Here is a 13,557-nt window from a genome sequence, read left to right as displayed (position 1 = left end):
GCATGAAACCGTCGATGATACACTCGTTGCAGTAAGGGATCTGCTCTACTTGCTCGATTACTACTGCGGTCACGATTGGGCGATCAGACACTTGAGTAGTGGATGCAAAGGCGAACTAGGCTTGGACGACTCATAGATACGCAACCACTAGAAATGGCGTCTTCCCGAACATAGGTAGGAGCTCTTCGCTTCGCTCCGGCTCGCCGCCCCACTCTCCTACCAATCCAACACCCAACTACTTGAATCGGGGACGGTGGCTGATTTGACGGCGATTGCGCCATTCTTGTAGTAGATCGAAAATGTGTATGACGTCGTCGAAGGATCGAGATCGCCCGACGGGATCAGATCGAGATACCAGTAGCCCGCTGTGTCCGTCACGGTCGATTCGAAATATGGCGAGATTATCATCGAACCGTACCGCAACGGACTCTGCCGCACATTTGCCGCAACAGTCGCGCCACTGATGCCATCGCCCGACAAATCGCGCACCCAACCGTAGACTCTGCAGAGCGACGGTGACGACGGACTTCCCGGATCGAAATATGTCGCCCAAATCGAATCGACAGCAGATGGCGCACTGACAATAACCGAATCGGGCAACGGCGAGAAGATACACCCCACCCGATACGACCAGACATGATACAGCGCATCATCGAGCGACATCACAACCAGCCCGTCGGAATCGGTGATCCCGATTGCAGATGTCGCCGTCTGTGAGCTGTTCATCACGCGCGCATAGACTCCCTGAATCGCGCTGCTGTCGGCGGCATTGAAATAGTAGAGGCTGCACGCATAGGCGCCCAATCCCGACGACGGCACACTCAGCACAGTACCGACACTGTCGGCGTATCTGATTCGACGATCAGCGAGCGCAACCACATCATCATCCCAAACCGATCTCGCAATCGCGCCCGTATCGGCGGACGATGTGTGCGACTGAAACCCATCCTGCAACGTATCGAGAATCGCATAGACGGAATCCCTCAACGAATCGACCAGCGCCTGGAACGCATCATGCTGCTTGCTGACAACTTCGTATGCCCCCGATGCAACGCCTCTCTCCTTGTCGCCGCGCCATCCACGAACAAGTACGGTGTAGACGCCTTTTGTGCCGGAACCACCCGACGCCCGAAACGCAGCGCGGTAGAATCCCTTCGACGGATTGAGCACATTCGATGCATTCTCAGAAGTAGAATCGAGCAGCGCGCCGCTCGGCGTGTATCGCAGAATGTCAAGACTATCAAGATCGGAGACTTCTGGATAATATGTTGTATCAATCGAGGAGATGGTGATGTAAATCGAATCCCCTGCGCCGTTGCCAACAACCGACGGAGAAATGCCGAGCCCTCCGAACGTTTTGCAAGCCATCACAAGAAAACAAACAGCAGCTATCAAAATAGCATTAGTACGCTTCATTTTAGTAATCCTCCCGACAAAATGTCACTTCTTTGCAAACCCACTGTTGGATAGAAGATCTCGAGCTTCGGCCTGTTTGACGCAGTACTCGACTCGGATGAGGAGAACACCTTCTTTGCGAAAGCTCTGCCACCTGCAAGCGAGACTGTATCTCCGAGCACACACCATCTTCTTGTTGCGGTGCTGTCCAACCAGTGCCGCACCAACCCCGTCAAGTCGATGCGGTATGAGCCCGCATCAGTGATAGGTGGTGATATAGCATAGACTGAATCCTCTCTGTCATCGCTCCCCTTTGCGCCAGCGATCTGCCATAGCACTGTGTCCACTTCATCTTTGAATATCCGCGCTGACCAGGTGAATGACGAATCGTTGGGGGGCATAGAAACTGCGCAGTTCCCTTCGATAACGTCGTAATTGAGCGACTGAAACCCCAGATACAGAACCGAATCCGCACTAGTGGCAAACAGCGCTTTCAGAGTCAGTATCGCGGAATCGATGTCGCTGATGCCGCCATCATACAGCTCGGCAAGATCGAAGCCCATCAGCGATCGCCAGACTGTCGAAATATGAGCGGCAGACTTCCCAACAGAAAACGTGATCTGGCCACCCATGTTGTAGAATGCGCAATTCAGATCGGGGAATTCCGAATTGCAGCCGACCGATCCATAGATCGCGCCGTCAAATACTGTCGCGGTGTCATCAAGCACAAGCGAATCGGCGAACAGCGAGGTCGAACTGAGCGCAAAGAGAATCATCAATACGATTTGAGTCCTAAGTTTCTTCCGAGCCATCTGCATCCTCCAGCATTTCAAGCTCTTCCCTCCTGACATCCTCGATTAGATCGAGCAGCTTCTGCTTACTGTCGCCCGAGAGTTTCAATTTGTATTTCATCTCGAGTACCTTGAGGAAGTCTGCGACTTTCGGTTCGAAATCCTTTTCTCGAAGGCGCTCGTGGATTTTCTCGAGTATCTCTTCGAGCATTTCGGAATCGCTCGGCCGCTTCTTCTTCCTGCTTCTGGATTTTGTCCCGGACTCATTCGGCATGCCTAATCAATCAGCTCGATTGTGATGTCATCAGAGGTGTCGATGCCGACGTGACACACAGGACAGACACATCTGACGCCACCGGGGAGTTCAACATTGATCTGTCCGCATTCCGGGCAGACGATTACCGATACTTCTTTCTTCATGATCCCACCTCGAATATGAGCAGATCCACAAGTCCACTCGTCGATGTTTCAACTGTCTTCGCGATTGTGAATGTCGTATTCGATTCCCTGCCGACAACCGCAACATTCACACCATTCTTCGACAGGACGACGATCTTCGGCCGGGATATGATTGCCGGGAGCACGTTGCCGTTAATGTCGGTCAAATCGGCGAAGCTCGTCTGCTGCAGATCTCCACCGAGACTCACCTGCCAGAACAGAAGCCTCTTATCGCCGCCGAGCTCATCTGTCACAAGGAAATGTCCCGAGTAAGCGGACAGGCTTCCCCACACGACGAGGTTTTCGACCACCCAGAGTCTTCTGCCTCTCAGGTATGCGAGAGTTGAGTTCATAGTCTTACCTCCTATCGCGATGAACGAACCGGTCCGCTCAGTCTCGTAGCCGGTCTCAAGTATGGTCTGATCATATCTTCAAAGTCGTTTCTGTATCGTGACGACACTTCAAGAAATCGAGTCGAGACATTGCCTTTGTTAGCAGAAGAGAGCGAGGATGACTGCAGCACATCAAGAGCGCGAATCTGAGTCAGTATCGACACCGCCAGATATGTCTCAGCAATCGTGAGCACCGAGATAACACTCTCTGCGAGCGTCTCATCGATGCGCGAATCAAGCTGAGCCGAAGCCTCGACGACTGCGTTGGTGATCACATCGTCGGAGAAAAGCCCGCTCTCTATCTCGTAATCGATCCATAGCATCTGACCATCTTCGATGCTTCCTCCATCGACACGCGTTATTGTGCCATTCTGATATGAAATCAGATAGTCAATCCCTTTTTCGAATATCTTGTAGTGATAATACCAGACCGACACATCCTGGCCGCTCTGAATCAGCCCGGTTGGGATTCTCGTAATTTCACCGGACGTGTAATTTCCGGTGTAGTCAATGTTCTCGGTGAAAATCTGAGTCAATGAACTGTCCGATGCTATCACAACACTTTCAGCGATCAGATCACCGCGACTCAACGATGAAGCCTCGCCTGCCAGAGAGATTGTCTCGCGTGCTGGAGCGATCTGCTCTTTACCTTTGACCTTCTCCGAGCCATCGACTATCCCGGCATGTGGAAGCTGCACTGCAGTCAATCCATCCGGTCTAATCAAGTGATTCTCGATCTGACCGGTAGACTGCTCCGACTCCTGCAGGTGCTTTCGCACGAGTTCTATGTTTGTATAAGGCATGGTCTATCCTACTCAGAGATTATGTATGACACATTCGGAACGCCGGTTATCTGTGAACCTATGGGAGCAACTGTGAATGCTGATGACACCGATGCCTTCACCCAGTAGCCGGCTTTACCATTGACGATGCAGGTCTGCCAATCGGACGGTATCTCTGATGTGTCATTCCAGAATGTGATTGTCGCGGGTGAGCTGTCGAAGTTATATGAGCCAGAGAATGGCGTGAAAATCTTCCAGTCAGAACCATCCCAGTAGTACCAGGAGATACCGCCTCCTTCACCATTCGTTGAAAGCGTCGCTGTGATCATAGAGAACCGCTCTTGCTGGCCAAGATACAGCGCGTCCCCGACAGATAGCAGCATCTTGCCCGTGGCGTCATGAAAGACATCAGCCGCAGTGCTGTCAGCCGCAGCGGCGGTTTTGTCATTGAATTTGACTGCTCCCGATGGATTGTAGCAGAACACTCTGTCGAGGGTGCTCATTTCGGGAGAGATCGGAGCCGCCTCCGAAAAAGCCTGCCCCTCGCGATACGAGTAATGTGGCTGATGCTGATCCGCTCCGACTTCCTTCGCAAACACGACGTATGGCACACTCTGCCTGAAGTACAGATTCGGATTGACTGAGAATGCCGAGTCGATGGTCTCGATACCGGACCACTGAGCACCATCGAACTCCTTGTAGAGCAAATCAGAATCATCGCAAAACGCAATACCCAATCGCAGATCAGCCGAGCATGCACCGCTGAAATTAGCAGAGAGTCCCGTGCCGGTGTAGAGACCCACCTCATCATCAAACAGAGCTGCAGTTATTTCCATCCTGCTGTATGCAAGCTTCGTACCGCCCTCTGTATAGATGCAGTAGACATGGTTCGGGCGGTACACAAGCTGACTATAGCATGAAGTCGCGCCGGAGGTCAGCGTTGTACCTTCATCGGACGGACCCGTGCCCCAGGTCGTGCCATCATCAGTCGAACGCTTGACATTGATGTAGTAGCTGCCGCTCGATTCTCTCGTGAAGCTAACCCAGAGCCTGTTCCACAGATCTTTGTATAGAGACGGGTAGAAACTTGCGTCGCCGCTGTAAATCACATTTTTCGACCCAGCGCTCCAGTTTCCATCCGAGTATACCAGCTTCTTCTCTGCCAGATCGAATGACGTCTGCACGGTGTAAGCGACATAGATGCTGCCGTCGTCATCCATGTACGCACAGGCTGGATAATTCGCGGAATCTGAGACTATCACGGTTTCCTCGGACCACGATGTGTATGGGGGATCGCTCCAGACAAACACAAGCTGGCTCTGCGTCTTCGGATATACGACGACAGTTCTTCCCTGATACGAACCGGACTTCACAACGAACAGTTTCTTCTGAATCGACAGCCCGCCGCCATAGTAGGCGCTTGAGATTGCTATATTCTTAATCATACCATATCCCCTAAGCCCGCCCCCACAGAGGCGGGCTCATAAGGTTGCTTTTCAATCTGCTATGCGAACACTGAATCGAGAATGAGCGATGCCTCCGGAATGATCTTGGCATACGCGACCGATTCTGAGATAACCGCTTCCTCAAATTTCTGTTCGATGATCTTGTCGAACTCAACCATCAGCGGCTGGCTGCGAACCTCCTCAATTCCGAATCTGTTGTCGAGACCGATGATGATGTCAGAGGGGCAATCATCGCATCGGACTATTGCGGCGCCCAGGGGCGATAGCAACTCGCCGTTGGTCTGGAACTTGAATCCGATCGTCGGATCCTTGTACTCTGTCAGGTTGAGCAGCGTACGCACCATCGTCTTGTTGCAGATAATCGTGTTCAGTTCATACGGAAAGAATTCGAGATAGAACTTCACCAGGTCATCATAATCGACTGATCCGGATGAGTCCGTGTTGATAACAGTCGCCGCATTACCGTTGCCATCTCCGTTCTGAATGACATCCACCACCAGCGACACTTTATCAGCCTGCAACTTGAATCCAATGTACCACAGAAGCACTTTGAATTGAGTAGTAGTTCGATGACGAAGCGCCTTATACGAGGCCTTCAGGGCGATACCGTAGTCGGGAACAGTCACAGTATTCTTCTGCTCCGTAACAACGATCTGCGGAACCTCCGCCCCCTCGCCCACCGGCCTCAGCGACAGATTGTCATCGGTAGCTGATGCGTCTATGTAGAGCGGCGTGTACCTGTTTGTTGCGATACTGCTCGATGAGGCCGGCAGCCTGCGATAATCACTCCGCATTGACATGCCGCGTTTGATTTCGCGCATCATGAATTCCGGCATCAGCATCGGAGCGTTTCTGTAGAACAGCTCGACGGTGGCAGGATTTCGACCGCTGCTCCTGATCCCTTTCAGCAGAAGCTGCCGCTCGAATGCATCAAGGGGTGAATCGGTCGGTGACGGATCGAACGGGTCCGATTCGAGAAGTTCAGTCAGAGAGATCCCCTGCGCCTGAGCTTCAAGGTAGTGATCACGCTCGACTTCAAGCTGCCTCGCACGAGAGAGATCTACCGTGCCCCCTGTCGGTTCGCTCTCCGCCAAAGAGATCAGATTATCCGGGATATCGCCATTGATTATGTCGTTGAAATTCACAGTCAGTTCCTTTCGTTACGGTAGGAAGATTGTGCAACTTGCAGTCCCGCTGACAGCCAGCACAGTTCCGCGTGCAATGTTGCCGCCCGCTGGGTCGCTGCCACCCAACGCAGGAGCCTTCTTGACAGTGCCGCCGGTTCCACCGACAACACGATCCCCTACGGCCGGATATGTGGTTGTGATTGGCAACGACACCACTCCACCGATCTGCACCGTTGCGTTCCTCTTCCCGACGTCCGCATCAGTTAGCGTCAAGGCTACGATCTTGCCCAGAACGGTCGAGTTATCATCTGCCGGACCCACCTCGAAATTGCCAGTCAACTTCACGGCTGAGCCAATGTCCGCGTCAGCAAGATCATCCAGTCCACCGGTCTGATGGATACCGAAAGTCGCGTACACAGCGGCAATTGTCTCAAGATTCTGATTTCTTACACTCATCTGTTTCTCCTTTCATCTATACTTATGGGAGCTTCAATCTCCCGCTCTCTGGGTGATCACACCCGCTCGTTTTCAAGTTTGTAATCAGCGAATGACTTCGGCGAGGCAGTATGCCCATACCTCCGCCGCGGTGCATCTTCCGATCTCTGAAGATGACTGAAACTGAGACGCACTCTCTTTCGAATAGCGAGCAGCTTCTCTGCATCGAGCGATGCGAGCTTGGCTGCCCAACTATCGGAGTCGATTCCAGGCTCTCCACTCTCAAGAGCTTGAGCAGCTCTGCTTAGGTTCACGATTTCAGATATTACGTCACTTCTGAAAAGCTTCTCGCCACACTCGTCGCGCTTCATCTCTTCGAGCGTGCGAAGAGTCTCCCCCAGACAGTCGCCAAGTGCATCAAGATCGATTTCCGTAAGACTGCCCTTTTGCAGAACCTCGCGGAACGCGCTTATTTCGTCGCACAATTTTGCTGATTCCATGTGCAATCCTCCGGTTTTTGTTGACTCTGATTCCTATTGCAATTAGTGTAGATTATGTTGAGGAGGTTATCGATGAATCGTTTTTCGGCAATTATCATGCTGCTTGTGGTTGTGGCTATTTCCGGCTGCAGCGATAAGAGCACGAACGATGACGAGAATCTTATCACGAATAATGCCGTTCGACTTCTCGGCCTGCAGGAAGATGTCGAATGCGAGTACATCAAATATGACACGATTATCTCCTACTATCCATCCTACTTCGTAACCATTGACACTTCACTCGTCGAGTTCGCCGCTCAGGCATCCGACTCGACTCGGTCACAGATCAATCTCTGGTTCGATTCTAAGAAAACTTCGGCACTGAAGATCACCTCAAACTCTGTGGTAAATCTGGGGTATTTCAGAACGGTCAATGACGCAGACTCTCTCTTCAAATTCTCAGAACCTCCTCAGATATTCCCACTCACTGTCCAGACCACTGATATTTGGGACTCATACTCCCCGCCCATCAGTCCTGATGGTTATCCGTGGATTGGTTCGAAGCTCTATTTCTCATATGGAATGGAAAATCGACGCAGCTTTGAACGGAGCGAATCGCTTCTGCTGCCGCTCGACAATTTCATTTGCTTCGTTTTCAAGAATGAGTACAGAATGCCAGGCACCGTTACGCCGTTCAGAACATCGTACGAATATTACTCACTCGATTTCGGACTCGTGAAGATGTACTCCACCGGCACGTTTGGTTCGAGTCATGTTTTCATGATCTCGCGAGAAGCCACTGAGGCGGCGCCTGCCCGATAGATCAAAGTTACTCTCTCATCCTTATGGATCGCATACCTCAGAATGTAATCGCCGCTTAGTTGCTGCCCATTGAGGCGAAGCTTCAAACCACTTGCCACCTTTTCCAACATCACGGCACTTCCAGAATCGAGCAGCTCGACAGCGCCGCTCGCTTCGGTCTCCTCCATATCGTATCCAACGAGAATCTTCCCGCTGTTGAGCTGCCTGATGGAGAATACCGGAAACTCGATCTGCCTTGATTCAGACTCTGATTCGAGTCGAAGCATGGCTGAGGCAGTACCGACAAGTCTGATAGAATAGTGAGCCGACGGTGACAGATTATCCGTGTGAGACGACCAAGGTCGGTCCGGCTCAAAGTAGCTTCCCAAATTATCGAGCACCCTGATGCGCCTCAGTGATATCCCGCCGCTCAGCTTGGCAACATCAGCCTCGACATAGAGAGTGTCACCCACGGATGCCGGTACGCGCGTCTCATAGGTCCGGAAGCATCCAAGCTTCGAATCACCGAACTGGAGATCGTAGCAGTGCTTCCCAGCCGCGGTGCAGGACACTCTGACCACCTCCAACAGGAAGCGATTACCATTCCTGACCACCATGCAGTTGTCCACATCTTTTTCGATCCGCAATCCTTCGTGCGGCGAGGATTCCACCGCCGAATCGAGTTGGTTTCTCCCGACCAATTTGCGCTCTGAAATCGCATCGACATGCCCCCTGGCAAGCCGATCCATTTCCGCTTCGGAAACCTGGTCTCGCAACGTCTGCGGTACGAATAGCTTGATTCGGCATCTGCCGGAGAGAGTCATCTCTCCTCTCTTGATACGCTCCATGAGGTACACTGGCAGCCGGGTCTTCCCGCGGTAGATTGCGACTACCCCACGCACCGATGATCCCGGTGGAAAAACGCCATCCAGCATCTCAATCGCTCTCTTCACAGGGGGAAACTCAGCCCAATCGACCGACAAAGATGTCTTGAATACTTCTCCGATTTGTGTCGCATTGAATGGAATGCCGTGGTACACGGGATAGGCAGTCACTCCTTCATCCGGCAAGTCTGCAAGTCTGGCATTGAGCAGTAGCCTACTTCGTGCCTGGCATGACTCTGAATCACCAATCAGTTCGATCTCCTCCCCAGCATTCGCATTCAGCACATGATCCGAAATCGCAGTTCCAGGTACGGCACCCCGGTAGACAAGTGATATCTCATTTACTCTTGAGACATTTCGATACCGAAAATGACAGTTCACACTATTGCCGGACTGCCCTCTGTATTCCCGCCCTGCAATGTGGCTGCACTTTCTGATGTCACCGGAACAAACAGAGCATTCAGGCAGACCGAAACTGAATCCGAGAGAGCACTCTGTGTAAATGCCGCCGTCGATATTCCTGCGCAGATCTTCTGAGCCCGATGTTGTCTTTATCCAATAGAACCACGCCTTGACCCATGCCTTTCCATCGTGCTCAACAAGCTCCGATCTGAAGCATCTCGCAATTGGAAGTTTCGATTTGTCATGACCGATCATGACCGGAGTACCGGGAATCATTTCGCAGAGACGCGGCAATTCGCTGGTGGGAAATCGCCCCCCCTGCGAGTTTACAGCATCAGACGTGACAAGCATCGTCCTCACGCAAACCTCATCGGGATCCAACGGCCTTACCGGAGACATCGTTTGGTTGATAATTTCGACAAACTCCCGCGACACCTCATTTCGGACGGCTCCCGATTCAATATGGCAGTCTTTCAGCAATGCATCCATAGTTCCTCCTTCAGATAAAGCTGACTGTCGGCAATCACCATTCAGCTGTTGTTAATAATGGATTCACACTGCTCTATTCAGAGCTTCGTTCCGGCACAATCATGCAATTTTCTGCACATATTACAATAATCCGGTCGGATGAACTCCGGTACTTCAGTAGTTAAACATCCGTTTCACATGAGGTTATGCCTGCCATCAAACAGCATGAATTTTGGCACCTGAATTGCTGATACAGTGGCCAATGATGCTTAAATCGACAGTGAGGTGTATATGAAGGACAAACTTTCTACAAGCAATCTCGGGCCGCTGACAGTGTCAGCTCTAGTAATCGTTCTACTCCTCTGCCTTACTTGGACGCCGGTTTACGGCTTCAACTTCTCGAGGATTGACAACGTTGCTGGAGGCACTGGAGGGAGCGACAACGGTAACGGGACCGGCACAAAGGGCAGTGATCTGGTGCTGACAACCGGCACAGGTATCAATCAGCCAGCCACAGGTCCTTCGCCTGGAACCGGCAATTCGTTTCTCTGGGGCAACGAGGCAGCTTATGACAATGCAGCTCCTGCATGTCCTCCCATTCCGGAACCGACTACTCTGATACTGATCGGTCTCGGACTTGCCGGCGGCAGTCTGTACAGGAAGATTAGAAGCTGAGCAAGAGTCTTCGCTGCTACTGAGATAGACATGAAAGCTTGGATATAGAACCCGGGTACTATGCCCGGGTTTCTCTATACCGATCCGGTCCGTGGATCCACCGATCTCTTGGAGAAATCGCGGTTCGCACACCCGACAATCCAGCATGACAAGGCAAGAGCCATCAGAAAGTCGCATTTGCCGTTCTCTGTCCAGGTAGCTTCTCGAAGTTCCTGGAGATTGGACCAGTACTCTTCCGCTCCAAGTTGCTCGAAATACGGATAAGCGATTTCATTACGCTCGTGCATTATTTGCAGATTTGTCAGCAGTTCTGCTTTAGCTTTCCCGCCGCCGAGTCCGAAATTGTATCCCTCTGCCCCGATGTCAGCGACCTGGCTCAGAACAACGTCGCCCAGACCGGTAGAGTCGACCAGCACCGGGCCACCATAGAGCCGATGCTTCTTCCTGATCGCTCCGAAGACATCGTCCCAGTCCCGACCCTGAAACCTCTCAATAGCGACTACCTGGTGCGGCTTCGTCGTGATATCGAGAGTGACTCCAACAGTATGTGTCACTTTTCTCGCAAGATCCCAACCATGACAATAACGATGTCCTTCAATCGGCCCGGACAAGCCCGTAGAATTGGCGAGCGCGGCCTGGATGAGATCCTCAGACACGATTTCATCACCGGCGTCAACGAACTCCCCCATGATGTTCTGACGAACTCTGGCTTCTGACAATGTCTGCATCTTTTTCTTCAGATATCTGCCGCTGATGAAGCCATTCTCAGTACTCGCTCCCTGTTGCACGTAACATCGATCAGGTCTCTTCGCAAGCTCCAGATAGCGTCGGTAGAACCAGTTTTTGCCTTTCGGCGTCGAAGTCAGATCGAGCATCCCTTCACGATCGGCAAGTCGCATTGCGATCACTTCGTCGACGACATACTCCGGGTGAAGTTCGAAGGCAACCTCATCGAAATTGAAGAAGTCGTAGTCGTAACCGAGGAGATGCTCGCCTCTGTTCTGAGTCGAACGGGCCGTAAACACAGCACCGTTTGCGAAATAGAGCTGCGGATACGGCGTCCACCGCACGCAATTGACCATCAGCTCGAGCAGTGGCTTCCCCTTTACCAGACGAAGTACATTCTGAAAAATGATCTTTGCCTGATCCATGGTAATCGACGCATTAACGGCAGTGTATCGCCCGGAAGCATCATATTTCATGTTTCTGATTCTAAATATGCAGCGATGTAGTATTTTCACGGATTGCACCAGAGATTTGCCCCATCTGTTTCCGGTGCAGAGCAGATTCTCAGGCTTCACGGAATTAGTCAGCCATTTGATCTGCCCTTCGTGCGGTTCAATCTCAATAAACTCTCTGGCAAACAGAACCGGATCGGTCACGGCTCTGCGCCACCTGTTCTGTTTTGCGAATCGAGTGATGTGGACGCTCCCACTTAGTTAGAATATGATCAGCTCTGACATCCGAGTTCCTTTTTCGCTATTTCAGTAGTGATAAGCCCTGCGTCTGCCTTCTTGATGACATTGTCGATATGAATGGCCTCTGCCTGCCTTTTTTCGAGCACACCCACGCTTATCGAGTCATCGAATGACCATCTGCATTCGACACTGATCCCCTTCAGCGCAAATTCGACCGAAGTTATCCATCGCAGAAACCTGACAGCTGCGGCCTGAATGGTGCGCAGCTGCCTCTGCAGCAACTCAAAATTGAACTCCGCCCAAGTGCGCGATGATCCATATGAGTATCCGAGCATGAACGGTGCAAGGTGCGTTCCCGCGCATATATCCTCTATCATGGCTTTGTGATTGATGTACCAGGAGGATGAGGATGATATTTTCGATGCCGGTCCTATATAGTCGATGTCAACATCATCCCAAGTGACCGGATTATCATCAGGTTCAATATCCTTCATCATTCCGAGGGTCTCATCGAAATACTGGTTGGCGCGCGCAACATACGCGTTCTGATCCTCCCCTGCCAATCGATCTGGCGGTTTGATCTTCACGTGCAGCCGATGATAGCCAGCGTTATGCATGCTACTGTGCATATCCCTGACAAGTGCCTGCTCGACTCGCGATGCAAACGGCACCGCTGACAGCAGAGAGCGCCCCCACGGTTCAATCGAGTTTGCATCGAGTCCGTAGAAGTATGTCGACGGCGCATGGAGACTAATTCTTCTATCATCAATCTGCTGAAACATCTGCCATTCGCCTGTTCGTTCAAGCTTGAATCGAATCGTAGCCGGATCAATGAAATAGAAGTTCTGCACTCCGGTGGCGGATGCATCTACCAGAAGTTCACCACATACTGAACCGGTCGTGAATAAGGTGTTGAAGAACTCAACGAGCAGAGCATCGATTCCCCCAAACTTCTGATATCGGTTATCATATAATCGCCGCGCAAGGCTGTCAACAACCGCTCGCACTTCGGCAGATTCAGTTTGCTCGCCGTTGCTGTCGAAAAGCATAAATTCGGGACGACCCGCAGCCATTCTGACCCATGTCCAAATAGCCGCGTTCAGCAATGGTACATGGTCGCGCAGAAACCGATAAAGACCAATCCTGACTTCGTGAGAATCCGCCCCGCATGGATAAGTCAACTGGAACTCATTTTGTCTCTGGAGACGTTTCGACCGAGGCTTTGCGTAGAACCCTCCAGCGCTCGCAAGATTGCCGCTATTGCCATTGGAAATTGCTGCCACGCTAATCCTCTCGAGGAACCGCTTTGCTCGACTTAGCATCCGTTCTCCTTACTGAATAGGTTCTTCTGACAATCAGAAACTCATCAGACACACCACTATATCTGTGGTTTTTCCGTAGATGTTAAAAGAGCAGAAAGCGTGATTTGGCATCGCAACATGTGCGGCAGCCTAACACAATGGATCACAACACATTCGTGCGAATCGGGAGTATTACACGCTCTGCAGTAGCGCAGGAAATGCGCCCCCGGCGTGAGCGCCACAATCCGTCAATATTGCATCTCATTGACTCACAATACGTTACTGCGACATGCTGACGTGTCG

At 51.7% G+C, this 13,557-nt stretch carries 15 protein-coding genes; 2 read left to right on the top strand and 13 right to left on the bottom strand.

Translation table 11 applies throughout. The annotated features are described in order from the left end of the window. Positions 1-216 precede the first annotated feature (216 nt). Genes KKH67_00200 through KKH67_00155 form a run of 10 tightly spaced genes read right to left on the bottom strand, consistent with a single transcriptional unit; the run spans position 217 to position 7,326 of the window. Complete coding sequence (locus tag KKH67_00200; protein ID MBU1317591.1) at positions 217-1,416, bottom strand: hypothetical protein; 1,200 nt, start codon at positions 1,414-1,416, stop codon at positions 217-219. After that, positions 1,413-2,207: a hypothetical protein gene (locus tag KKH67_00195; GenBank protein MBU1317590.1), complete on the bottom strand. Its 795-nt coding sequence runs from the start codon at positions 2,205-2,207 to the stop codon at positions 1,413-1,415. The genes KKH67_00200 and KKH67_00195 overlap by 4 nt, the downstream gene beginning before the upstream one ends. Beyond that, positions 2,188-2,460 (bottom strand): hypothetical protein, encoded by a 273-nt coding sequence (locus KKH67_00190; GenBank protein ID MBU1317589.1) that lies wholly within the window; start codon positions 2,458-2,460, stop codon positions 2,188-2,190. Before KKH67_00190 ends, KKH67_00195 begins: the two co-directional genes overlap by 20 nt. A 2-nt stretch (positions 2,461-2,462) precedes the next feature. Beyond that, on the bottom strand, positions 2,463-2,606 hold the full coding sequence (locus tag KKH67_00185) for a hypothetical protein (protein MBU1317588.1): 144 nt from the start codon (positions 2,604-2,606) through the stop codon (positions 2,463-2,465). After that, complete coding sequence (locus KKH67_00180; GenBank protein MBU1317587.1) at positions 2,603-2,977, bottom strand: hypothetical protein; 375 nt, start codon at positions 2,975-2,977, stop codon at positions 2,603-2,605. The genes KKH67_00185 and KKH67_00180 overlap by 4 nt, the downstream gene beginning before the upstream one ends. An 11-nt stretch (positions 2,978-2,988) precedes the next feature. Beyond that, positions 2,989-3,819: a hypothetical protein gene (locus KKH67_00175; protein MBU1317586.1), complete on the bottom strand. Its 831-nt coding sequence runs from the start codon at positions 3,817-3,819 to the stop codon at positions 2,989-2,991. Between the two features lie 8 nt (positions 3,820-3,827). Further along, positions 3,828-5,243, bottom strand: a complete 1,416-nt coding sequence (locus KKH67_00170; protein ID MBU1317585.1) for a glycoside hydrolase — start codon at positions 5,241-5,243, stop codon at positions 3,828-3,830. Positions 5,244-5,302: 59 nt separating this feature from the next. Beyond that, a complete protein-coding gene (locus KKH67_00165; protein MBU1317584.1) occupies positions 5,303-6,409 on the bottom strand; it encodes a hypothetical protein in 1,107 nt (368 codons plus the stop codon). Positions 6,410-6,424: 15 nt separating this feature from the next. Then, positions 6,425-6,847, bottom strand: coding sequence for a hypothetical protein (locus KKH67_00160; protein MBU1317583.1), 423 nt, complete (start codon positions 6,845-6,847; stop codon positions 6,425-6,427). 56 nt (positions 6,848-6,903) lie between these two features. Further along, entirely contained in the window at positions 6,904-7,326 is a 423-nt protein-coding gene (locus KKH67_00155; GenBank protein ID MBU1317582.1) for a hypothetical protein, read from the bottom strand. 72 nt (positions 7,327-7,398) lie between these two features. Here KKH67_00155 and KKH67_00150 point away from each other — a divergent pair, with 72 nt between their 5' ends. After that, on the top strand, positions 7,399-8,127 hold the full coding sequence (locus KKH67_00150) for a hypothetical protein (protein ID MBU1317581.1): 729 nt from the start codon (positions 7,399-7,401) through the stop codon (positions 8,125-8,127). On the opposite strand, the gene KKH67_00145 is transcribed toward KKH67_00150, so the two are convergent. Next, positions 8,076-9,881 (bottom strand): hypothetical protein, encoded by a 1,806-nt coding sequence (locus tag KKH67_00145; protein ID MBU1317580.1) that lies wholly within the window; start codon positions 9,879-9,881, stop codon positions 8,076-8,078. The two genes, KKH67_00150 and KKH67_00145, sit on opposite strands and share 52 nt — an antisense overlap. A gap of 270 nt (positions 9,882-10,151) precedes the next feature. On the opposite strand from KKH67_00145, the gene KKH67_00140 reads away from it, so the two are divergent. Next, positions 10,152-10,535 (top strand): PEP-CTERM sorting domain-containing protein, encoded by a 384-nt coding sequence (locus KKH67_00140; GenBank protein MBU1317579.1) that lies wholly within the window; start codon positions 10,152-10,154, stop codon positions 10,533-10,535. A 74-nt stretch (positions 10,536-10,609) separates the two neighbouring features. On the opposite strand, the gene KKH67_00135 is transcribed toward KKH67_00140, so the two are convergent. Both KKH67_00135 and KKH67_00130 read right to left on the bottom strand, forming a co-directional pair. Next, positions 10,610-11,917 carry a hypothetical protein gene (locus KKH67_00135; protein MBU1317578.1) on the bottom strand — a complete coding sequence of 436 codons (1,308 nt, stop codon included), beginning with the start codon at positions 11,915-11,917 and terminating at the stop codon, positions 10,610-10,612. 68 nt (positions 11,918-11,985) lie between these two features. Next, positions 11,986-13,275, bottom strand: a complete 1,290-nt coding sequence (locus KKH67_00130; GenBank protein MBU1317577.1) for a hypothetical protein — start codon at positions 13,273-13,275, stop codon at positions 11,986-11,988. Between the last annotated feature and the right edge of the window lie 282 nt (positions 13,276-13,557).

It is taken from the genome of Candidatus Zixiibacteriota bacterium, assembly GCA_018820315.1.
Lineage (GTDB): Bacteria > Zixibacteria > MSB-5A5 > JAABVY01 > JAHJOQ01 > JAHJOQ01.
Note: the sequence above shows the minus strand (reverse complement) of the source record. Positions and strands in the feature narration are given on the sequence as shown.